The organism is Candidatus Magnetaquicoccus inordinatus (genome assembly GCF_004217665.1).
GTDB lineage: Bacteria > Pseudomonadota > Magnetococcia > Magnetococcales > Magnetaquicoccaceae > Magnetaquicoccus > Magnetaquicoccus inordinatus.
On the sequence record NZ_RXIU01000032.1, the window covers coordinates 1 to 22,773 of the forward strand.

17 protein-coding genes and 1 pseudogene are annotated in these 22,773 nt (G+C 54.0%); 14 read left to right on the forward strand and 4 right to left on the reverse strand.

Annotated elements, in window-relative coordinates; all coding sequences use genetic code 11:
• Both EJP87_RS17660 and EJP87_RS04465 read left to right on the forward strand, forming a co-directional pair.
• A pseudogene (locus tag EJP87_RS17660) lies at positions 1-367 on the forward strand (MBL fold metallo-hydrolase); the annotation flags it as partial.
• Entirely contained in the window at positions 364-942 is a 579-nt protein-coding gene (locus tag EJP87_RS04465; protein ID WP_130470663.1) for a hypothetical protein, read from the forward strand. The pseudogene EJP87_RS17660 and the gene EJP87_RS04465, both read left to right, overlap by 4 nt.
• Positions 943-952: 10 nt before the next feature.
• On the opposite strand, the gene EJP87_RS04470 is transcribed toward EJP87_RS04465, so the two are convergent.
• Positions 953-3,634 carry a response regulator gene (locus EJP87_RS04470; protein WP_130470664.1) on the reverse strand — a complete coding sequence of 894 codons (2,682 nt, stop codon included), beginning with the start codon at positions 3,632-3,634 and terminating at the stop codon, positions 953-955.
• Positions 3,635-3,827: 193 nt separating this feature from the next.
• On the opposite strand from EJP87_RS04470, the gene EJP87_RS04475 reads away from it, so the two are divergent.
• The 9 genes from EJP87_RS04475 (at position 3,828) to EJP87_RS04515 (ending at position 13,869) form a co-directional block, all read left to right on the forward strand.
• The gene (locus EJP87_RS04475) at positions 3,828-5,525 is read left to right on the forward strand and encodes a chemotaxis protein CheA (protein WP_130470665.1); all 1,698 of its coding nucleotides are present in this window, start codon (positions 3,828-3,830) and stop codon (positions 5,523-5,525) included.
• A gap of 32 nt (positions 5,526-5,557) precedes the next feature.
• Positions 5,558-5,908, forward strand: a complete 351-nt coding sequence (locus tag EJP87_RS04480) for a response regulator (protein ID WP_130470666.1) — start codon at positions 5,558-5,560, stop codon at positions 5,906-5,908.
• A 29-nt stretch (positions 5,909-5,937) separates the two neighbouring features.
• Positions 5,938-6,636, forward strand: coding sequence for a hypothetical protein (locus tag EJP87_RS04485; protein ID WP_130470667.1), 699 nt, complete (start codon positions 5,938-5,940; stop codon positions 6,634-6,636).
• Between the two features lie 17 nt (positions 6,637-6,653).
• Positions 6,654-9,356 (forward strand): response regulator, encoded by a 2,703-nt coding sequence (locus EJP87_RS04490; RefSeq protein ID WP_130470668.1) that lies wholly within the window; start codon positions 6,654-6,656, stop codon positions 9,354-9,356.
• 25 nt (positions 9,357-9,381) lie between these two features.
• Complete coding sequence (locus EJP87_RS04495; RefSeq protein WP_130470669.1) at positions 9,382-10,500, forward strand: hybrid sensor histidine kinase/response regulator; 1,119 nt, start codon at positions 9,382-9,384, stop codon at positions 10,498-10,500.
• On the forward strand, positions 10,497-11,153 hold the full coding sequence (locus tag EJP87_RS04500) for a hypothetical protein (protein ID WP_130470670.1): 657 nt from the start codon (positions 10,497-10,499) through the stop codon (positions 11,151-11,153). The genes EJP87_RS04495 and EJP87_RS04500 overlap by 4 nt, the downstream gene beginning before the upstream one ends.
• Positions 11,154-11,162: 9 nt before the next feature.
• Positions 11,163-11,714: a chemotaxis protein CheD gene (locus EJP87_RS04505; protein ID WP_130470671.1), complete on the forward strand. Its 552-nt coding sequence runs from the start codon at positions 11,163-11,165 to the stop codon at positions 11,712-11,714.
• A 324-nt stretch (positions 11,715-12,038) separates the two neighbouring features.
• Positions 12,039-13,088: an inorganic phosphate transporter gene (locus EJP87_RS04510; RefSeq protein ID WP_130470672.1), complete on the forward strand. Its 1,050-nt coding sequence runs from the start codon at positions 12,039-12,041 to the stop codon at positions 13,086-13,088.
• Between the two features lie 82 nt (positions 13,089-13,170).
• Positions 13,171-13,869, forward strand: a complete 699-nt coding sequence (locus tag EJP87_RS04515) for a DUF47 domain-containing protein (protein ID WP_130470673.1) — start codon at positions 13,171-13,173, stop codon at positions 13,867-13,869.
• A gap of 324 nt (positions 13,870-14,193) precedes the next feature.
• On the opposite strand, the gene EJP87_RS04520 is transcribed toward EJP87_RS04515, so the two are convergent.
• Complete coding sequence (locus EJP87_RS04520; protein ID WP_130470674.1) at positions 14,194-15,420, reverse strand: anion transporter; 1,227 nt, start codon at positions 15,418-15,420, stop codon at positions 14,194-14,196.
• Between the two features lie 2 nt (positions 15,421-15,422).
• The gene (gene metH / locus EJP87_RS04525) at positions 15,423-19,148 is read right to left on the reverse strand and encodes a methionine synthase (protein ID WP_130470675.1); all 3,726 of its coding nucleotides are present in this window, start codon (positions 19,146-19,148) and stop codon (positions 15,423-15,425) included.
• A gap of 194 nt (positions 19,149-19,342) precedes the next feature.
• On the opposite strand from metH, the gene EJP87_RS04530 reads away from it, so the two are divergent.
• Positions 19,343-19,822 (forward strand): hypothetical protein, encoded by a 480-nt coding sequence (locus EJP87_RS04530; protein WP_130470676.1) that lies wholly within the window; start codon positions 19,343-19,345, stop codon positions 19,820-19,822.
• Between the two features lie 106 nt (positions 19,823-19,928).
• On the opposite strand, the gene pyrE is transcribed toward EJP87_RS04530, so the two are convergent.
• A complete protein-coding gene (gene pyrE, locus EJP87_RS04535) occupies positions 19,929-20,612 on the reverse strand; it encodes an orotate phosphoribosyltransferase (protein ID WP_130470677.1) in 684 nt (227 codons plus the stop codon).
• Positions 20,613-20,726: 114 nt separating this feature from the next.
• Here pyrE and EJP87_RS04540 point away from each other — a divergent pair, with 114 nt between their 5' ends.
• Both EJP87_RS04540 and EJP87_RS04545 read left to right on the forward strand, forming a co-directional pair.
• Positions 20,727-21,032 carry an FtsB family cell division protein gene (locus EJP87_RS04540; protein ID WP_130470678.1) on the forward strand — a complete coding sequence of 102 codons (306 nt, stop codon included), beginning with the start codon at positions 20,727-20,729 and terminating at the stop codon, positions 21,030-21,032.
• Between the two features lie 680 nt (positions 21,033-21,712).
• A complete protein-coding gene (locus EJP87_RS04545) occupies positions 21,713-22,579 on the forward strand; it encodes a transporter (RefSeq protein ID WP_130470679.1) in 867 nt (288 codons plus the stop codon).
• Positions 22,580-22,773: the final 194 nt, after the last annotated feature.

A 22,773-nucleotide genomic window follows, 5' to 3' on the forward strand; every position in this document is an offset into this window, starting at 1 on the left:
TCTCTTGATGCCGGCAACCACGCCGGTACAGTTTGATCTGCAGGCCAGCCATCATACCTTGGACCGTTTGGCAGCTTTGGGGGCACGCTGGAATTTTGTCACCCACTTTGGTCGCATTCCCTTTAACGAACATTTGACGGCGCGTTTGCATCGGTTGTTGGACCGTTTTGCCGCACTCAGTGCCCAGTATGGCGGTTTGGCTGAGGGCGAAGAGGGTTTGCGCGAGGCGTTGCAGCAGTTGGCTTGGCAGGAGTTGCAGAATGCTGGCAACTCTGCAATTGCCGAACCCCTTTGTCGAGAGTGGTTGGCGATGGATTGCATGTTGAATGCCCAGGGGTTGCGCATCTGGCGGGAGCGTCAGGGTTGATCCGCTATCTGTTTTTATTTTTTTTATTGCAGCCGGCGGGCTTGTTTACCCGTTTGCGTGGCTATGATCTGTTGCGTCTGGCAGTTTTGTTGCAATTTTTTCGGTGGCAATCGACCGCTTTGACCACCATGGTCAGCATGTATCAGGAACGCAGCCCCATGTTGTTGCCGGTTCCCTTCGGCATTGATCCCGATCTCTATCGGTTTATGGAGATTTTTTTATATGGTCCCTATGGCCTGCTTTTGATGACCGGGATTGTCTATGTCGTCTGGCGGCGTGGCGAGCCCTATGCCACCATCAAGCCGATGAGTTTTCGCAAAACCTGGGAGTTGGTGGGGCTCTGTTTTTTTGGTCCCTGGTTGCCCTGTTTGCCACTGGATGTGTTATTGGTGAAAATGGGCTGGGGGGGGCCGGCAGTGATTGTCCCTTGGCATATGACAGTGCTGGCGGTGGAGGTGGTTTTGACAGCCCATGGGCTGCATGCAGTTTTTGGCATCCCCTGGCCACGGGCCATCACCTTGGGTGGTGTGGCAGGGGGTGCCTTTCTGCTCTTTGCGGGTGTGTTGATCCGCTGAATGTTCATGCCTAGGCAAGGGTCAGCGTGGTTCTTTTCTGACAGCTTTCCAACAACTTCCAATGCAGAATCGGTGCCTCCAGCATTTGTTGCCAATTGAGCTGATAGAGTTGGCTCTCCCCTTTGCTGCGAAAACGCCAGGGGCGTGGCAGATTCAGGTAGGTATGCTCCCCGAAAAAGCCGTTGCTGGTGATGATCTCTTGTTCCCGATCCTCGGTGTCGATCAAGGCGACTGATCCTTGAGCGACAATCCAAATGGTGGGCGCGTTGAGTGGGGTGGCGATCCATGCGCCATCAGCCAGGGTGATCTTGTGCATGGAGGCAGCAATTTGAAACAGCATGGCAAAGGAGAGACGCTCCCCAAACAGACGGGTACGGTTGAGAAAACGTATGGTTTGCAGGGCGTTGTAAAAGGTGGTGGAGAGGCCATTTTCTTGCAGAAAAATCTTGAACATGAAGATCGGCATGCGCAAAACCGAGGCATGTGAATCGGCCAGATAGACCCCTTCGTCGGGATGCACGGTATCATACAGGCGGCGCAGTCCCATGAAGGAGCCAAAACCCAGATGGCTGCACACATTGCTTTTGGCCTCGCGGTAGACATACTCCCCGGCGACAATCAAGTCGATATAGCCATCATCTTCATCGGTATCCTGGCGAATAATCGCTCCGACATTATGGTTGACGATATGGCCATTGGTGAGCATGCGGATTTCGCAATCATCCACCTCGGGAAAAAGCTCCTTGAGGTAGCAAAAGATGCGTTGCCGACGATAATCCTGCTCGCCAGAGATCAAAATATCGACCGAGGCAAAAGAGGCGGCGCTGCCGATGGTCATCTCTTCGTGGGTCAAGGGTCGGGCCAGATGGGCCAAAATCAGCCGTTTGGAGTGATCCTTGGCAAAATCCTGGGCTTTGCCATGGATCATGCCGCCACCGATATCCAATTTTTTCAAATCAGCGGGATAGTGATAGTCAGCTTTGATTTTGGCGATATACGAGGGGGGCAGATCCCGAGGGCCATTGCCAGCCATTTTATCGAGCACTTCGCTGCTGGTAAGATCGGCCCAATGGGCATAGGTGCGATAGCCATCTTCTCCGAGGGCGCGGAAGAGCAAAAGATTGTTTTCTACCGGATGCGGGGAGTAGAACGGCATAATGTCCAGACCGTCGATGCGGTTCCAGACATCAAATTTCAGGTCATGGATGGCAAAAAACTGTTCAAATTTATTCTCTTCGATGGAGAGCAGGGCGGCAAATTTTTTGGCCACAGAGGCACGCACCAGCGGGGTGGCAAAATAGTGAATGCGCCGATCGGTACGGATTAATTCTGGCAAGCCAGCAAAATGATCATCATGGGCATGGGTGTGGAAGACCCCGGCCAGTTCATTGATGCCGATACCAAGGGCGTTGAGAATTTTGCTGATACCGGGGACCACATCAATCAGATAGATGCGCCCCTGAAACATCAAGACGCTGCTCATGCTCGGACGATCGGGATCCCAGCCATCGCCGACACCGGTATGCAGGACGGCAAAATAGTAGCGTTTCAGCCGGTGGTAGCCCAGAGGATAAGGGGCCTGATAGGTTTGATCGGGAGGCAGATTGAGGTTGACCTCTGCCTGATGCTCCCGGTAGCGAAACCGAAAATGGTTGAAGGCGATGCGTTGGATGGTGACGCCATGACGGATCTCCTTCTCCTGTTCATCGAGTTCGAGGGTGTCGATAAACTCCGTCGGGTTGCGAATCTGTCCGAAGGCAAATTTTAACTTGATGCGCATCATGTTTTCGGCACTCTGTGCATCGATACCGGTGGCCATGATCTCCTCTTTGCTGAGCAGGCCATAGTTGCCACGATGGATATAGCCGAGTTGCGATTGCAGTTGTTCTGCAGAACCGATCAGCAGGGGCTTGATGCCGGTATTGTTGGGATGACCGGGGATCATCATGCCCTGACGATAGAGCATTTGCAGCACCGGAAATTCCGCCAGGTTGGCAAAGCTGCCATTTTGGATCAGCAGGTCAGAGAGCAGAATGGCGTTGGGACCGGTTTCAAAGGCAACCCCTTTTTTGACTGCGCTGGTATTGAGACCTTTGCGCATCAATAATTTGACCACTTCGCTGGGGCAGCCGCAGAGGATATAGAGGCTGGCTTCAGGAATTTGCAGCCAAAAAACGCCTGGGGCAACAGGGATGATCAACAAATTGCCCATGGATTCACGGAGGGTTTCCTGAATCCGTTCCAAGTCGCGAGTGCGTTCCTGGACCTGTTGTTCCAGTTGCTGACTTTGTTGCGCCAACTGCCGACGCTGTTTGGCCAGGGAGAGATGGGTATGCAGTCGGGCGGCCAGTACGGCAGGATTGATCGGTTTACTGATATAATCGACGGCGCCGACGGCAAATCCGTTGGCTTCGTGACCAGTTTCATCTATACCAGTAACAAAAATGATCGGGATGTGCCGGGTAATGGGATTCTCTTTCAGACGGCGACAGAGCTCAAAGCCATCCATCTCAGGCATGCGAATGTCCAGCAAAATCAGATCCGGCTGCGGCTGTTCCAGACAGAGCTGCAAAGCCTGCTGTCCGTGCTCGGCAAGGGAGATCCGATAGTGGTGACGCAACAAACCAGCCAATAGCTCCTGGTAGATCGGTTCATCATCAACAATCAAGATGTGCTGAAGTTCTGTTTGCATGACAGGACTTTCCGAAAAATGTTACTGGTTTTGCTTAATTTTCAAAATTGCTTGATTTGTAGCAAGGGTATCATGCTTGGAGCAAGAGGTTAAATGAATTTTTTTTGCAATCCTTGTTTTTGCTGGCGTACCCTGTCTAATCTGCAAGGTGCACTGGTACAATGGGGTGCAAATTATCCGGGATGGCAGAGGCATGTTTGACGAAGAGACGCAGCGGGCATTGATGCAGGAGTTTTTTTCCGAAAACCGGGAGGCGTTGGATCGGATCGAACAGGGCTTGCTGCAACTGGAGGGAATGCCGAGCAATCAACCGTTATTGCATGCTATTTTCCGGGATATGCACACGGTCAAGGGCAACTGCCGGATGATGGAATTTATCCGTTCGGAGGAGTTGGCCCATACCGCAGAGTCGTTGTTGGAGCACATGCGGTCTGGGAGGTTGCGGATTGATCAGGAGATCGGCAGCCTGTTGTTGCAGGTGTTGGATGGGTTGCGCCGGGCGTTACAGATTATCGAACAGAGTGGTGCAGAGGGAGAGATCCAGTTTACTGGGTTGTTGCGGCAGTTGGAACGGATCATTGCCCGTGCCGAGAGTATGGAGACGGTAGTTGAGGAGGGAGCAGGAGAGCCAGAAGGTGAGGCGGCAGAGGAGTTGCTGTTGCCCGGCGGGCGGGGGGGAGAAGCAGAAGCGGTTGCTGGTCGTAGCGATTCGATTCGTTTGTCGATTGAGCGTCTGGATGCCTTGTTGAATCATGTGGGGGAGTTGGGGGCCGGGTTTAATCAATTAAAATATGCTTTGTCGCGGCAGCCAACGCAGATAGAGCCGGCAATGGAGGGGTTGGGGCAACAGATTCAAACGTTGCAGGATGAGGTGTTGCGCTATCGCTTGCAGCCGATTGGACCGGTTTGGGAAACTTTTCACCGACTGGTGCGGGATTTGGCGGTACAGACCAAAAAAAAGGTGCTGCTGGAGCTGCATGGGGAAGAGACAGAGGTGGATCGCAATGCTCTGATTGTGGTCAAAGAGATTATGGGACATCTGTTGCGCAACGCCATCGATCATGGCATTGAGTTGCCAGAGCAGAGGATAGAGAGTGGTAAATCGCCGGTGGGTCGGATCCATTTGTCGGCGGAACAACGGCAGGGGCAGATCTATTTGGAGATTGCCGATGATGGACGCGGCATAGATGTACAGAAGGTGCGCGCCAAGGCGATTGGCAGTGGTTTGTTGACCGAGGATCGGGCTTGGGAGCTGCAGGAGGCAGAGATATTCCGTCTGATTCTCTTGCCAGGTTTTTCCACTGCCGAGCAGGTGAGTAAAATATCCGGTCGAGGAACCGGAATGGATGTGGTACAAACGGCGGTTGAGCAGTTGGGGGGCACGATCAGCATCAGCAGTGTCCTGGGAAGTGGTTCACGCTTTCGCCTGCGCATTCCGCAGACGATGGCCATTGTCCCGGTATTATTGGTGCGTGCTTGGGGGGAGAACTTTGCCCTGCCGCAGTCTGGGATTGTCGAGTTGCTCTCCTACCATGGAGCAGAGGTGGCGGAGCATGTGCAGGGCAAGATGGGTGCCCCTATGTTGCGGGTTCGGGAACATCTCTTCCCTTTGGTCGTTTTGGCACAGGTGTTGGCCTGGGGTGAGAAAAAAGAGGATCCTGGAGAGTTGACCGAACAGTTGCGCGGTTGGCCAGCGCTGCATGTGGTGGTTGTACAAAGTGAGGAGCAGATTTTTGCTGTGGCGGTGGAGCAGATTTTGGAACCGGCCAATCTGGTGATCAAACCCGTAGGATCCCTGTTTTCCGGGATTCATGTTTTGGCCGGTACGACGGTTTTACCAGATGGTTCGGTAGCATTTTTATTGAATGTGGCAGAGTTGCTGCAGAGCTGAGAGCGGAGAAATGGTGGTAAAAGGAGTAGAAGATGAGTAAAAAAAGGGCGCTGGTTGTGGATGACAGCAGTTTGGCACGGATGATGGTACGCAAAATTTTTTCCACCCGTTTTACTGAGTGGGAGTTGCTGGAAGCCAAGGATGGGGAGGAGGCGTTGGCAGTTGCCGGGGGCGAGATACACTTGGCATTATTGGATTTTAATATGCCGGGGATGAATGGTATTGAATTGGCGGAAAAGCTGATGGTCCAATATCCTGGCATTGCCCTGTATCTGGTGACGGCCAACATCCAGGAGAGGATGCAGCAGAAGGCCGATGCCTTGGGGATTGGTTTTATCAAGAAGCCGATTGCCGAGCATAAATTGGTGGAGATTATGGGATAGGCAATTGTTGGTCTCGGGATAGAGAGACGATGAACGATCAGGAGTTGCGCTTACCCTCTGCAGAGGGGCAGTCGGTCTTTTTGTTGACTGAGATGGAAGAGGATGCGCTGAAAGAGTTTTTTAATATGGGTCTGGGTATGGCGGCAGCCTCATTGAGCCGCATGGTCAACAATGAGGTGTTGTTGTCTTTGCCCAAGCTGCGTATTGCCTCCTACGAAGAGGCCACACACCTGTTGCTTTCCGGGCAAGAGGAGCGACTGGTGGCCATTCGACAAAATTTTACCGGTGAACTCAGTGGTACCGCGTTATTAATCTTTCCTGGTGCGGGTGGCCTGGAATTGGTGCGTACCTTGCTGCATGAGCAGATGCCGTTGGAAGTATTGATGGAGTTGGAGCAGGAGACCTTGTTGGATGTGGGCAATGTGGTCTTGAATGCCTTTTTGGAGAGCTTTACGCAGATGATGTCGGTGCAGTTTGAGTTTGAATCGGCAGAGTTTTTGCGTGGCAGTGGGCAGTTTTTATTGGATTTGGAGTCCCATTTGGCAGCGCAACGTCAGGCTTTGCCGGTGGGGGATGGAGAGCGGGCTTTCGTGTTGATGATGGATTTCAAAACCCACGATGAAGAGCGCAAGCAGCATACATTAAGCGGTTTTGTGGTGTTGTTGTTTTCACAGGCATCGATGGAGATTCTCAAGCGGGAGTTGACAGTCATTCTGGGGGCTTTTTAAGCAAGGTGGAGAGCAGCATGGCAGAGTGGGATGCCACACTGTTGCAGCGGGCTTTGGATGTCAGTGCAGTGGGCACGATCCTCCTGGATCCAGAGCAACGGATCATTGTGTGGAACGGTTGGATGGAGCGCGGATCGCGTTTGCTGGCTGGGGAGGTGCTGGAGCGGCCTCTGTTTGCGGTGTTTCCCGAGTTGGCAGAAACACGGATTGCGCGGGCTGTGGAGAGTGCACTGAACAGTGGTTTGCCTACCACTTTGTCGCATCGTTTGACGCCGACTCCCTTTCCTTTATATACCGCCTCGGAACAGAACGATACCGCCAGTCGCATGAGTCAGTTGGTGATGATCAAAGCGATTCGTGACTGTGAAGGGCAGCGCTATTGTCTGATTCAGATCCAGGATATTACCAACACGGTGACCCGTGAGCAGGTGTTGCGCAGTCAGGCGCTGCAGTTGCAGGCCGCCAAAGAGGCAGCTCAGGAGGCAAATCAGGCCAAAAGCGACTTTTTGGCCAATATGAGCCATGAGATCCGTACCCCGATGAATGCCATTATCGGTATGTCCCATTTGGCTTTGAAGACCGAATTGAGCGCCAAACAGCGCGATTATTTGAGCAAAGTGCATGCTTCGGCGCAATCATTGCTCGGTATTATCAACGATATTCTGGATTTTTCCAAAATTGAGGCGGGCAAGTTGACCATGGAGTCGGTACCGTTTCATTTGGACGATGTGCTGCATAATGTGGCCAACCTGGTATCGTTGCGTGCGGAAGAGGCAGGATTGGAGGTCAATTTTCATGTCGAGCGTGGGGTGCCACTCAATCTGTTGGGGGATGCACTGCGTTTGGGACAGGTGTTGATCAATTTGACCAATAATGCGGTGAAATTTACCCGGCGCGGCAACATTACGGTATTGGTGGGGGTGGAGGAGCTGCAGGAGCTGCAGGTGGTTTTGCATTTTCAGGTCCAGGATAGCGGCATTGGCATGACCCCGGAACAGGTTGGTCGTCTGTTTACCGCCTTTACCCAGGCCGACTCCTCGACTACGCGCCGTTTTGGTGGCACCGGTTTGGGTTTGACCATCAGCAAACGTCTGGTGGAGATGATGCAGGGCCGGATTTGGGTGGAGAGTTGGCCGGGGGTGGGCAGCCATTTTCATTTTACCGCCACCTTTCCCCGTGCCAATCGGGAACGGCGGCGTTTTCGTCTGCCATCGAAAGATTTGGTGGGATTGCGGGTTTTGGTTGCCGATGACAATCCGGTCTCGCGGGAGATTTTACAAAAATCCTTTGAATCTTTCTCTTTTCAGGTCACCTGTGTCTCCTCTGGAGAGGAGGCTCTTTTTGAGATGGAACGGGCATTGGCGCAGAGTCGTCCCTATCAATTGGTTTTTTTGGACTGGCAGATGGGGGAGATGGATGGCATTCGCACCACCCGCGAGATCAACCGGCGTTTTCCAGAGACGCGCATTCCCAAGATAGTCATGGTGACTGCCTATTCGCGTGAGGATGTGATGGTGGCCGCCCAGGGGGTTGGGGTATCGGGATTTTTGACCAAACCAGTTTCGTTATCGATCCTGTTTGAGATGGTGCTCTCGGTATTGGGACGCGAGGGGGAGGGTCACAAACGTAGCGGGGGAGTGAGTGGTCTGCGTCAGGAGGAGCCGATTCGCGATTGGCGTGGGATCCGTGTCTTGTTGGTGGAGGATAATGAGATCAATCAGCAGGTGGCCTATGAGCTGTTGAGTGGAGAGGGGATGGAGGTGCAGATTGCCGCCGATGGGCAGCAGGCGGTGGCGGCAGTGCAGGAGACAGAGTTTGATGTGGTGTTGATGGATGTGCAGATGCCGGTGATGGATGGCTATGCGGCGACGCGGGCCATTCGCAGCGAAGAGCGTTTTTCCGGGTTGCCCATCATCGCCATGACTGCCAACGCCATGGCTGGGGATCGGGAAAAGTGTATCCAGGCCGGGATGAATGATCATATTGGCAAGCCGGTCCATCCTCCGCATTTGTTTGCCACTTTGGCCCGTTATTGCCGGGTGCGCAACCGTCAGGAGAGTCGCTCCGTTGTGCGGGAAGAGGAGGAAGAGGTTGCGATACCAGACACCCTTCCAGGCATCGATACAGGCGTGGGTTTGCGCAACCTCAATGGCAATCGCAAATTATACAGAAAAATTTTAGGTGATGTGCTCAGTCGTTATCGGGATTGCAGTGAGCGCTTGCAGGAGTTGGTGACAGAAGGCAAGGCGGAAGAGGCGCATCGCCTGGTGCATACCTTGAAGGCGGTTGCTGGGACCGTAGCGGCGCAGGGGCTGCAGCGGGCAGCACAAGAGTTGGAAGCGGTGGTGTGGCTGCAGAAGCGACAGGAGGAGTGGCCCCCTTTGTTTGTCTGTCTGCAGGAAGAGTTGTCGCTGGTGTTGCACGGTTTGGCCGCATGGCAACAGAGTATGGCAGATGCCGCACGGCAAGGCGAGCCGGAGAGCACGGAACAGGATCTGCTGCCGTTGCCAGAGTTGTTAAACCGTTTGTCGCGTCTGATCGAAGAGGGAGATTCGGATGCCAGGGATTTGCTGGAGCAATTGCGCCGCCATTTTGCCAGCGGTCGGTTTGCCGGTGAGGTGGAGCGTTTGGCTGCGCAGGTGGATGAGTATGAATTTGAGGAGGCGTTGTTGAGCGTGCAGCGTCTGCGGGAGGGGTTGCAGCAAGGGCTGGCGGGTTAAACAGGCACAGATAAGGAGCAGGAAGATGAGTGGTGATGCGGCCCGGATCTTGATCGTCGATGATGAGAGCACCAATATCGATGTCTTGGTTGGTCTGTTGCAGGGGCAATATCGCACCCTGGTAGCCAAATCGGGAGAGCAGGCTTTGCGCCGGGCGCATGCCAATCCCCGCCCCGATTTGATCCTGTTGGATATCATGATGCCTGGTTTGGATGGTTATGAGGTGTGTCAACGCCTGAAGGGGGATCCAGAGACCGCCGGGATTCCGGTGATATTTATTACCGGCAAGAGCAGCACCGAGGATGAAACGCATGGTTTGGAGGTGGGAGCAGTCGATTTTATTCGCAAACCGTTCAATCCGATGGTCGCCTTGGCGCGCATTCAGACCCATGTGGCTTTGCAGCGGCAAAAGAGTCACTTGCTGGAGCTGAATGCCACCAAAAATAAATTGTTGGGTATTGCAGCCCATGATTTACGCAATCCTTTGAATTCGATCACCGGCTTGAGCGAGCTGTTGCTGCAGATGGAGTTTGATGAGGAGGAGCGGCGCTATTTTTTGCAGACCATTCACAATGTTGCCAATCAGATGCTGGGTTTGATCAATGATCTGTTGGATGTCAGCGTGATCGAGAGTGGTACCTTTGCCTTGCGTCTGGCCAATGGCGATTTGGCGGAATTGGTAGCCGAGCGGGTCCATCTCTTGACCTTTACCGCCGAGAAGAAAGGGGTGCGTCTGGTGGCCGATTTGCAACCGACGCCGCTGGCCACTTTTGATCGGGCACGTCTGGCGCAAGTGGTGGATAACTTGTTGAGCAATGCCATCAAATTTACCCCGTTGCACAGCGTGGTACTGGTACGGACCGGTCAGCAACGGCAGGGAGTGTTTGTGCAGGTGGTCGATCAGGGGCCCGGCATTCCGCAGACCGAGCAGCACAAGCTCTTTGGCATCTTTGAAAAGCTGAGTACCCAGCCAACCGGACAGGAGAAGAGTACCGGTTTGGGCTTGTCGATTGTCAAAAAAATTGTCGATGCCCATCGCGGAGAGATCCAGGTGGTCAATAATCCCGATCGGGGCGCGATGTTTACCTGCTGGTTGCCCTTGGCCGGCTATGCAGCCGAGGCTGTTGAGGTAAACAAGGGATGATCTGTCTGGATGAGCTGGAAGAGGATACGCTGCGCGAGCTTTTTAACTTAAGTTTTGGCAGAGCGGCAGCGACCTTAAGTGAGATGGTTGATGGGGAGATCTCGCTGTCGGTGCCCTGTTTGCGTTTGTTGTCGGAGAGAGAGATCGTCGCGCATTTGTTGGAGCTGTATGGCAGTGCCATTGGCATGGTGGGGATGCGCTTTCGTTTTGTTTTTGCCGAGAGCAGGGCGATTGCCGGCATGGCGCTGTTGTTGCTGCGGGCGGCGGAGGTGGCCCATTTGCTGGATGCGCTCTATGGCAACCATTTGCCGGACGAGCTGCTGCTCCAGGTGGAAGAGGAGACGATGCAGTCTACAGGGGATCTGTTGCTGTATACTTGTGTCAGTTCATTGAGTGCCCTTTTGCTTTCGGAGATTGACTGTGCGCCACCACACTATTACCGGGGTACTCCGCAGCAGTTGAGCCATGAATTATTGCCGGAGCGTTCGCCAGAGTCCGGCTCTTTGGTCGATGAGAAATGGCTGTTGTTGCGGGTGGATTTTTCCTTGCTGGGCAAGGATGTGGCAGGTTCCCTGTTGTTGTGGATGGATGGAGCGGCTCTGCCCATCTTGAAAGAGGGTCTGGATCGTTATTTGGCGGATCCACTGGCATAGGAAAAAAAGATGGAGATGGTCTGGCTGGATCCGGGGGAGCTGTTTATCGGTGGTGGCGCCGAGGTGCACACGGTGTTGGGTTCGTGTGTGTCGGTGGTGTTTTATCATCCACGCAGTCGTTTTGGCGCAATCTGTCATGGCAAACGCGATAGTCGTGCCTGTGCGCATCCTCTGACCGGGGTGAAGATCTGTCGGGAAATGGGGGATTATGTTTCCTGTGTTCTTCCCTATTTGTTGGCCAGCTTTGAGCAGCGTGGTATTGCCCGCCAGGAGCTGGAGGTGAAGCTGTTTGGTGGCGGAATGATGTTTGGCGGTAGCGGAGCGGTGTTGGATGCACCGGGTTTTACCATTGGCAAGCGCAATGTGGATACAGCACTGTCCTTTATTCGCGCCCACCATTTGCATTTGACGGCCTCCGATGTGGGTGGGCCGTGGGCACGGCAGTTGATCTTTTCTACGGCGACCGGCGAGATTCGTTTGCGTCGGATTCGTTCATCAGAGCAAGAGTTGGCTACCCTGGATAGCGGAGCAGGGGCAGGCAACGGTCGTAAGTTCTTTTGATTCTCTTTGTAACATCTCTCACTGACGTTAATTCCCCTCTTTTGGCGCTGATGCAAGAGCATTTTGTGGCGGTTGCCGAGGCTATTGCCGCAATGCAACATGCTTTTTTGACTTGTAACGAAAATGTTACATAAACGTAACCAGTAATTCACATTTCTGTGATAAAAACCTTTCCATTTCGTCATATATGTCGCTATTCTGTGTCACAGATAATTCACCTGGGGCGGTCAGAGGCGTGATCGTGCCCCGGGAGGCGATAAATGGGGAATCTATTGTCACGAAACATTCACAATCAACAGGAAAGGGAAACCAGAAGGGTGAGACATGAGTAGCGACATCATATACAATCTGGCTGTTGCCACGGTGGTAGTCATTCTGATCTTCGACTACACCAACGGCTTCCACGATGCCTCAAACATCATCGGAACCGTTATTGCGTCACGGGCCATGACGCCGATTCAGTCGGTCATCATTGTGGCCACTTTTGAATTTCTTGGCCCCCTGTTGGGTGGTACAGCAGTGGCCAACACGATTGGAGGTATCGCCAAGATCAGCGATCTGACGCCGACGCTTTCCATGACTGTAGTTTTCTGTGGCATGTTGGGATCGATCTTCTGGAACCTGTTGACCTGGTGGTTTGGTATTCCTTCCTCCTCTTCCCATGCTTTGGTTGGTGGTTTGGTGGGCGCGGTGTTGTTTGCTGCCGGTGCCGATCATGTGGTGTGGGGTGTGGATGCGTTGATGGAAAAACACAAACTGACTGGCGTGACCAAGACGGTGGCGGCACTGATTATCTCCCCGCTGGCTGCCTTCTGGACCGGATTTTTCTTCTTCAAGCTGATGCGCTGGTTGTTGATGCGTGCCAAACCATCGGCCAACAATTGGCTGAAACGTTCGCAATTTTTCACCATGGCTGCCTTGGCCTTTTCGCACGGCTCCAATGATGCCCAGAAGAGTATGGGTATTGTGGCGTTGATTTTGATGTTGGGTGGTATGACCCCCAAGTTTGAAATTCCCTTCTGGGTGATGTTGGCCTGCTCGATCGTGATCACCTTGGGTATTCTTTCCGGTGGTTGGCGTATTGTGCGCACGATTGGTTTCGGTATCTACAAGGTGCGTCCTCTGCATGCCATGAGTGCGCAGTTGACCTCTGCAGCCTTGATCCTTGGTGCTTCGCAGTTTGGTATGCCGGTCTCCACAACCCACGTGGCCAGCTCGGCGATCATGGGTGTGGGCTCTTCAGAACGGGCCAAAGATGTACGTTGGAGCAAGGCATCGGAGATTGTCAGCACCTGGATCATCACCATTCCCGGATCGGGTTTGGTAGGTGCGTTATCCTTTGCCTTTGCCAAATATGTGCTGGGTGTGCACTGATTCGGCAGTTTGCTTACGAGACAGTTTCACGTTCATAACCGGATCCATATGTGATCCTGACATTATAGAGGAGAGTTAAAAGATGGGCGGTAGCAATTCTTTCATCAGTGGCATCACCAACGCAGTTTTCCCCCGCATGCCGAACTTTTATGGCATGATTTTGGAGCAGTGCGAACTGGTTTCGCAAGCCTCTGATGCGATGGTGGATTTTATGCAGACCAGCAGCAAATCGGTTGCAGACAAGGTGATTCGTCTGGAGAGTGAAGAGGATGCCTTGAAAGCGCGCAATCTGGATGTGTTGGCCAATGCTTTTGCCACGCCGTTGGATCGTGAAGATCTGCAGCGGGCCATGACCTCTGTGGGTGTGACCATGACCTACATGTCGACGATTGTGCAAGAGATGCAAACCCTGGGTGTGCCCTCGGATCAATATACCATGGAGATGGCGGTTTTGTTGCGTGAAGCCAATGTGGCCTTGAATCGTGGCTACAAAAAGCTTGGTGGCAAAGATACCCCCCTGGCCGAGAGCGATGCCCATGTGGCAGTGCAGGCCAAACACAATCTGGACAAATGTTTCCGCCGTGCCTTGGCCGAGTTGTTCAAAGCCGACAAGGTCATGGATGGCTTGAAAAACGATACCGCAGATTCCAAGATGGAAGCGATGGCTTATGTCTTGGAGATTTTCAAACGCCGGGAAATTTATCGTCATCTGTCGGATGCAGGTCATGAGCTGTCACGTGCCGGCAACTTCTTGCACGATATTGTGGTGAAGATTTCCTAAGCAAAGCCAAGTGGTTTGCAGGATGCCAGCCGGGGGAGGAGACTCTCCCGGTTTTTTTTGTAACTATTCAGGTTCGTGATGGCTCGCCAGCTCTACTCCCATGGGGATGCTGTGCGGATTGGCGCAAAAATGCGCGCCAATTCGCACAGCTTGCTTCCATTAGGCGCGCTGCGCCGACGCAAAGAGCGCGTCGGCTTAGTTTGAAAAGCGCGCCAAAGGCAAAAGATTAAAAGCAAAATCCCAGGGATTCCATCCCTGGACCCGGCCAGGGAGGTGCCCTCCCTGGACCCGCAATAATTTTGGGTGGTGAATAGTTACCTTTTTTTAGGTAGGGCGAGAGAGCCAATAGATCCCCCAAAACAGGGTGAGCAGCGTGATGGGCAGCCCGGCCCGCAGATAGGGCCAAAAGCCGAGGGTGACCCCTTGCTTGCGGGCCGATTCGGCGACAATCAGGTTGGCGACCGAGCCGAGCAGGGTGAGATTGCCCGCCAAGGTGGTGGCCATGGCCAGGGTAAGCCAAGCCTTTTCTGCCCAGGGAAGCTGGCTGACCAACGGTTTGAGAAGCAGGACGGCAGGAACATTGGAGACCAGATTGCTGAGCAGCATGCTGCTCCAGGCCAAGGCCGGCAGTTGCAAGGTGTCGGCAGCAGGGAGCAGTTGCAGGAAAGAGTGGCTGAAACCGGAACTTTCCACCGCTCGGGTGACAATAAAAAGGGCGGCAAAGAAGAGAAGCAGCGGCCAATCGATCTCCTGGAGAATTTCATCGGCTGGCCAACGGCGGGTGATCAGCAGCGGTGTGGCGGCGCTGATGGCGGCCAGGGAGACAGGCATGCCAGCGAGCAATGTGGCGAGCAGCAGGAGGGTGACCAGCAGGCTTTTGCGCAGCAGGGTGTGGTGCATGTGCAAGGGGGCGGGCGGAGGTAGAGCGATGGGGCGTTGGCTGAGCTGTTTGGGGTAGAGAAGAAGAAGCAGCAGCCAGGCGATGAGCAGGCTGCCCAGGGCCACCGGTGCCAGAGCCTGCAGAAAGGGGGTGAAGGGGATGGCCGAGGCGATGCCGATCAACATGTTTTGCGGGTTGCCGATCAAGGTGGCAACAGAGCCGATATTGGCGGCTGTGGCCAGACCGATGAGAAAGGGAATGGGTGGCAAACCGGCCATCAATACCACCTCCAAAACCAGGGGAGTGAAGGCCAGGACAATGGTATCGTTGAGAAAGAGGGCAGACAGTAATGCCGATACCAACATCAGCAAAGCAAGCAGCAGACGTGGATGCAGTTGGGCGGCGGTGGTATGGTAGGCGACCCAACTGAAAAAACCGGCCATGCGCAGATGGATATTGATGATCATCATGGCCAGCAGCAGGGTGAGGGTGTGCAGGTCGATGGCCTGCAGTGCCTCATGATAGGGGATGGCGCCACTGAGCACCAGCAGAGTGGCACCAGCCAGGCAGATGGTGGCGCGATTCATGGCCAGTCGGGGCAGTCGGCCAATGGCCACACCACCAAGGGTGATGAGCAGGAGCAGTAGCCAAAGCATTTCCAGCCAGGACATGGTTACCCCTCTCCATCCGGTTCATAACCCAGCACCGGAGCCAGCCATCTTTCCACGCTGACAATGCTCATCCCTTTGCGTTCGGCATATTCGGCAATCTGGTCGCGGCCAAGATGATCGACCCGGAAATAGCGGCTCTGCGCATGGGCAAAATAGTAGCCGCATATGGCCGCCTGGGGGATCATGGCACCACTTTCGGTCAAACGCATGCTGGTGTGCCGGGTGGCCTCAAGCAAAGAAAAAATGGTCTCTTTTTCTGTGTGATCGGGACAGGCCGGATAGCCGGGTGCCGGGCGAATCCCCTGATAGCTTTCACGAATCAACTCCTCATTGCTGAGCTGTTCCGCAGAGGCATAGCCCCACTCCTGGCGGCGAATCTGCCGATGCAGCCATTCGGCAAAAGCCTCCGTCAGACGATCCGCCAGAGCCTTCAACATGATGGAGCCATAATCATCCCCCATCTGCTCTCTGGCCCCTGCCGCCTCCTCCAAACCAATACCGCAGGTGACCGCAAACAGACCCAGATGATCGGGCAAACCACTGGCACGGGGGGCAATAAAATCGGCCAATGCCAGAGAGTGGTGTCCGGTTCCTTTTTCCGCCTGTTGGCGTAAGGTGTGTACGCGGGCGATGCACTGGCTGCGGCTGGGATCACTATAGAGCTCAATATCATCCTGCTCGGTACTGTTGGCCGGATAGAGAGCATAAACCCCCTTTGCTTGCAACAGCTCTTCGGCCAAAATTTTTTCCAGCCATTGTTGGGCATCCTGGAACAGTTTGCTGGCGGCAGCACCACTTTCAGGATCAGCGAGCAGGTCGGGATAACGACCATTCATCTCCCAGGTGTGAAAGAAGGGGCTCCAGTCGATATACTCTACCAACTGTTGCAATGGGGGGGTGACGCAGTGCACTCCCAAACGCTGCGGTGCCGGGGGGAGTGTGCTTGCCCAATCGATAACGCAACGGTTCTGTCGGGCTGTGTTGAGGGTGATGCTGCGGCCCCGATTTTGCCGTGCTGCATAATTTTGTCGCAGACGTTGCTGCTGTTTTTGTATCTCGGCGATATAGTGTGTCCGCTCCTCATGGTTGAGCAAACGCGCCACGACACCGACCGCTTGCGAGGCATCCTTGACCTGGACCACGACCCCGGAATAGTGCGGAGCGATTTTGACGGCAGTATGCAGTTGCGAGGTGGTGGCTCCGCCAATCAACAGCGGAATGGTCCAACCCTGGCGCTGCATCTCTTGCGCCAGCAGGGCCATCTGCTCCAGGGAGGGGGTAATCAGGCCAGAGAGGCCAATCATATCCACCTGCTGGAGACGTGCCTGCTGCAGGATGGTGGCCGCCTCCACCATCACCCCCAGGTCGATCACCTCATAATGGTTGCACTGCAGGACTACCTTGACAATATTTTTGCCAATATCATGCACATCTCCCTTGACGGTGGCCAACAGGATACGCCCCTTGTGTGAGCTGCTGCTTGTACTGCCGGAGGCGAGCAGATAGGGCAACAGACCGGCGACCGCCTGTTTCATCACCCGGGCGCTTTTGACCACCTGGGGCAAAAAGAGCTTGCCGGCGCCAAACAGTTCGCCCACTTGATCCATGCCCTGCATCAATGGACCCTCTACCACTGCCAGGGGATGGCTGGCGGCCAGACGCGCCTCTTCCACATCGGCATCGATATAGTCGGTGATCCCTTTGACGACGGCATGGATCAACCGCTCTTGCACCGTTGTTTGTCGCCAGACTAACTGCTTCTCTTTGCCGGTATCGGCAGTGGTAGAGGCTTTCAGCTCTTCGGCCAGTTCCAGCAGACGTTCTGTGGCATCGGCGCGCTGATCCAGCAGCAGATCCTCGCATAACTGGCGCAACTGTTGGGGAATCTCCGGGTAGATGGGCAGTTGTCCCGCGTTGACAATGCCCATATCCATGCCTGCCTGGATGGCATGATGGAGGAAGACGGCATGAATGGCTTCGCGCAGCGGGTTGTTGCCGCGAAAGGAAAAAGAGACATTGCTGACCCCGCCACTGATCAAGGCGCCAGGCAGATGCGCTTTGATCCAGCGGCAGCATGCAAAATAGTCCAGGGCATAGCGGTTGTGGGCTTCAATGCCGGTGGCAACGGCAAAGATGTTGGGGTCAAAGATGATCTCATCGGCAAGAAATCCCGCCTGTTCGGTCAACAGGCGATAGGCGCGTTGGCAGATCTCCTGGCGGCGCGCCAAAGTATCGGCCTGCCCCTGTTCATCGAAGGCCATCACCAACACGGCAGCACCATATTGTTGCACCCGTCTGGCTTGCTCCAGAAAAATGGCTTCCCCCTCTTTCAGGCTGATTGAGTTGACCACGCCGCGTCCTTGCAGGGCTTGCAGACCTGCTTCCAGGACCGGCCAGTTGGAGGAGTCAAGCATGATCGGTACCCGGCTGATGTCGGGCTCCGAGGCCAGCAGGTTGAGAAAGCGGGTCATGGCGGTGGGGGCATCGAGCAGGGGATGGTCCATGTTGATGTCAATCAGATTGGCGCCATCTTCCACCTGCTTGCGGGCTACAGCGAGCGCTTCTGTAAAATGGCCATCGAGAATCAGACGGGCAAAATGGCGTGAACCGGCAACATTGGTGCGTTCGCCGACCGTGACGAAGAGACTCTCTGGGGTAATGTTGAAGGCTTCCAGGCCGCTCAAACGGCAGCCAACCTTGCGGGGTGCGGGTTGTCGTGGTGGCAGGTCACGCACGGCAGCGGCAATGGCACGGATATGGGCCGGTGTGGTGCCGCAACAGCCGCCGATGATGTTGATCAGGCCGGAACGGGCAAATTCACCAATTTGTTCTGCCATGGCCTCTGGTGTTTCGTCATAGCCGCCCAGTTCGTTGGGCAGGCCAGCGTTGGGATGGGCGGAGATCAGGGCATCGGTGAGCAGGCCGAGCTCCAGCAGATAGGGACGCATCTGCTCGGCCCCTTGGGCACAGTTGAGACCCAGGGTAAGGGGGCGGACATGGCTGACCGAATGGCAGAAGGCTTCGACGGTCTGCCCGGAGAGGGTGCGGCCACTCTGATCGGCGATGGTGACCGAGATCATGATCGGCAGGGGTTGGTCGCGGCTGGCATTATATTCGCTAATTGCGAACAGGGCAGCTTTGGCGTTCAAGGTATCAAAAATGGTTTCGACCAAAAGCAGGTCGGCGCCACCATCGACCAGACCAGAGATGGCGGTGCCATAGGCGGCCACCAAATCGCGGAAGGTGACATTGCGATAGCCTGGATTGTTGACATCGGGAGAGAGGGAGGCGGTGCGATTGGTTGGACCCAGCACGCCGGCCACAAAACGGGGCCAGTGCGGATGCTCTTGTTCGGCCTGATCGGCCACCGCACGTGCCAGTTGCGCTGCACGGAAGTTGAGTTCATAGGCCAACTCTTCCATGCCATAGTCGGCGAGTGAGATGGCGTTGGCGTTAAAGGTGTTGGTTTCCAAAATATCGGCACCCGCTTCCAGATAGGCGCGATGGATGGCCTGGATCACATCGGGGCGGGTCAAGTTGAGCAGATCATTATTTCCTTGCAGATCGGTGGGATGATTGGCAAAGCGGCTGCCGCGAAAATCGGCTTCGTTCAGTTGGTAGCTTTGGATCATGGTACCCATGGCGCCATCCAGAATAAGGATGCGTTTGTGCAGTACGGAGTGGAGTTGTTGGAGCTTTTTTGTATATTTATCAGTTTGTTGATACATTTTCCACGATCCAGGCGCCAAAGGAGGTTAAGAGGAAAAAGGGCTGGCTGCTATCATGCGGCAAAAAATTGTTGCGATGCAATTGACATTGTGACTGGCAACACGCCCTCTGGTAGGTTACCATAACTGGCTAATAACGAAACCGGTTGGTTTGTGGTAGGTGGTAAAATTGTCAGAAGAAGGAGGGTTACGCGATGCGCGTGATGCTTGTCATGCTGGGCCTGCTGGTGATGGTGCCGTGGGGTGACCTGCACGCCAAGGAGATCTACAAGAGCGGTCGTTATACGGTACGCAAGGTAGAGGGAACCTGCAAACTGGAGATTCTGTTGCATGAAGGGGATCAGGAACCAGCGGCGATTTTGGCATTGTTTCCATCGGACGAATTTTTTGGCGAGATGTTTACCGAGAAGGCGCGCATCGGTGTAGCGCAGAAGAAGGTACGCATTCAGTTCGATCAGGATAAGCCGAAGGATATTAATTTTGTTGCCGATGCTTCCGCCAAGGATAATTATTGGCGCTGGCAATATTTGGAAAATACCCAGGGGATTTTGGGTCTGTTGGGCAAACGCACCAAGATGATTGTCTCTTTTTCCAATGGCAAGACGATGTTCAAATATACGGTGCCGCTCAAGGGCAGCACCAAGGCGGTGATGGCTTTGCGTCACTGCCGGTAAGGGGGTGTGCCACAGGGGGAGAGCTGGCTTGCGCCACTGCCGGTTGCTGGTGCCGGTGTGAGCTCTCCTGGCGGGCAAGGGCAGTGGCTGTGGGCCAATTCTGGTTCTACAGTGCGCCGTAGCGTGCTTTATACTCCAGGATGGCTGGCAGATATTCTTGCAGGCTGGGAGTCTGTTCGAGCAGGGGCAGAAGATCCTGCAGGCGGGCGATGGCGAGCACGGGGATGCCCAACTCTTGTTGGACGATTTGCACGGCGCTCTGTGTCGAGTGTGTGCTCTGTTCCTGGCGGTCGAGGGCGATGATGACACCAGCCAATTCGGCTTTGGCTTGGCGAATCCATTGCACCGACTCCTGTACAGAGGTGCCGGCACTGATTACATCATCGATGATCACTACCCGTCCTTGCAGGGGTGCACCGATCAATTGACCCCCTTCGCCATGATCTTTGGCCTCTTTGCGGTTGTAGGCGATGGGGAGATCACGTTGATGGCGCAGAGCGAGAGCGGTAGCGGTGGCGGTGGCCAGCGGGATGCCTTTATAGGCCGGTCCAAACAGCATATCGAACTGCAGGCCCGATTGCACCAGGGTGTCGGCATAAAAGGCGCCCAATTGTGCCAGTTGCGCACCGCTGTGAAAGAGACCGGCATTAAAAAAATAGGGCGAGAGACGTCCGGCTTTGGTTTGAAATTGGCCGAAGCGCAGCACTTCGGCAGCCAAGGCAAAGCGCAGAAACTCTTGGCAGTGTTTGGTTGCGGAAGAGTTCTGTTGAGGAAAAGCAGGTTGGGTCATGGCTGAGAGAATCCTTGCCGTTCAAAGTGAAAAGAGTCTATTTTGCCGCAAGAGTGGTCACAGGTCACGGAGCTTTGACAATGAGGTTGCGCTGATGGTGGGGGAGAAGAGAGGGTGAGCAGTTCAGAGCATACCTCCTCATTTGGGGTGTTTTTAGGTTTATTTTTGTTGGTGGCCAACGTCTGGATTCAATATATCCTGTGGTTTGGTGATCAGGGATTGGTACGTTGGCGGCAGACCCAGAAGCAATATATGTTGGTGATGGAGGATGTAAAACTGGTAGAAAAACGGATCCAGCAGATCAAGGATGAGATCATGATGTTGGAGAAGGATCCGATGGCGTTAGAGGAGGTTGCCCGCCGCGAACTGGGGATGGTCTATCCAGACGAAATTGTCTTTATTGTGCCCAAGGATCCGTAAGCAAGCGATCCTGTTTTGTGTCATACCTTTTCTGTGGTACCGCTTTTTTCCTGCCCTCTTTTCTGTACAGTCTTGTTTCTGCTGCAATATCTTGACAACTCTCTCATGTCTGTGTGGTTCCATTCCGGCGGCAATGTTTTTGCATCGCCCATTTTTTTTGCGTGGCACCCTTTCTGTTGTCAGGTGATTACCCTTTCGTGCGACAGTCGGCGGCGCGCAGAGTATAAAAATTGAACAAATCATATCATTTTTATGAAAATAACTTGTATTTGCTCCTCTCCTGTTTATACTCTATAACGAGAACTTTGCAATATTAATCTATTAAGTTATCTTTGTAACAACATGGTATCTTGGTTCGGGACAGGCAAACGGGACGTAACTATTCAGCACCCAAAACTATTGCGGGTCCAGGGAGGGCACCTCCCTGGCGGAGTCCAGAGGCGGAGCCTCTGGGGTTTTGTTTTGTGTTTTTGGCGCGCTTTTCACAACAAGCCGACGCGCTTTTTGCGTCGGCTTAAGCGCCTAATGGAAGCAAGCTGTGCGCATTGGCGCGTTTTTTTGCGCCAATGCGCGCAGCATCCCCATGGGGGTAGAGTTGGCGAGTCATCGCAAACCGGGTAGATTTGGCGAGCCAGCACCAACTTGAATAGTTACAACGGGACAAACAAGAGGAGGAATCTATGTTATTGCGCTATTTTTGTGTGAGTGTCAGTGCTGTTTTGCTGAGTGTACCACTCTATGCTGATGTTGATCCAGATGACTCTTTCCCAACCTCTGCTGGAAAAAATTTTGCAGCATTGTATTATCATCATAGCTGGAGCAAAGGGTGGAATCACAACGGTATGGCTACCGATGCGGATCTGCGTATGAATGCAGATGCGGTGACCGCGAGACTGACCACCTATCGCAAGTTGGCTGATCGTTTGTTTGTCTTTCGGGTGGGGGTTCCTTACGCGCACTTTCATGTCAAACAATCCTCTACAAATATGGATGAATCGGCATCGGCAATGGGCGACCCCTATGTGATGGCTGGTTTTTGGCCTTATGAGAACAAAGAGCAAGGTGTGTATTGGGGGATCAATGGCTGGTTGACAGTGCCGTTGGGTGAATATGATAACCGTCAGGTTGTCAATATAGGGGGCAATCGTTGGGAATTCACTCCGGAAACCACCCTTTCTTTGGCGTTGCCCAATGAATGGGAAGGTAAGTTGATCGGTGGGGTCACCTTTTTTTCCGATAACTCTGATTATGGTGTCAATCGGCAAACAAGATCGCGTGGAGAGTTATATACACTGCAGGGCGGACTTTCCAAGCAGGTGACCAATGATTTGAATCTTTCTCTGGGCTATGTTTTTCAGTATGGTGGAGAGAGCGAGATAGATGGGGTCAAGCTGGCAGATACCCGGAAAGAGCATGCCATGCAAATATCGGGATTGTTTCCGTTGTTTGACAAAACCTCCATGCGACTCTTCTATCGCAATTGGTTTGAGGTAGAACAGGGGCCCAATTGGCAAACTGTTGGCCTGCACCTGATCCAACCTTTTTGATTGGGGTATGGGTCGGCAAGAGTCGTTTGTCTCTGCCATGGCAATCCAGGAGCGTGCCGCCGCCAATTCTGGGCAATAGGTGTGGAAACAGGGCAATCGCATTTGCCAATTTCTTCACTGTTGCCACAAGCGAAACTGTGCATGTCGGGCGTCCGCCCTCCCAAAGAGTGCCCCTGCGGGGCACAAATCGGTGC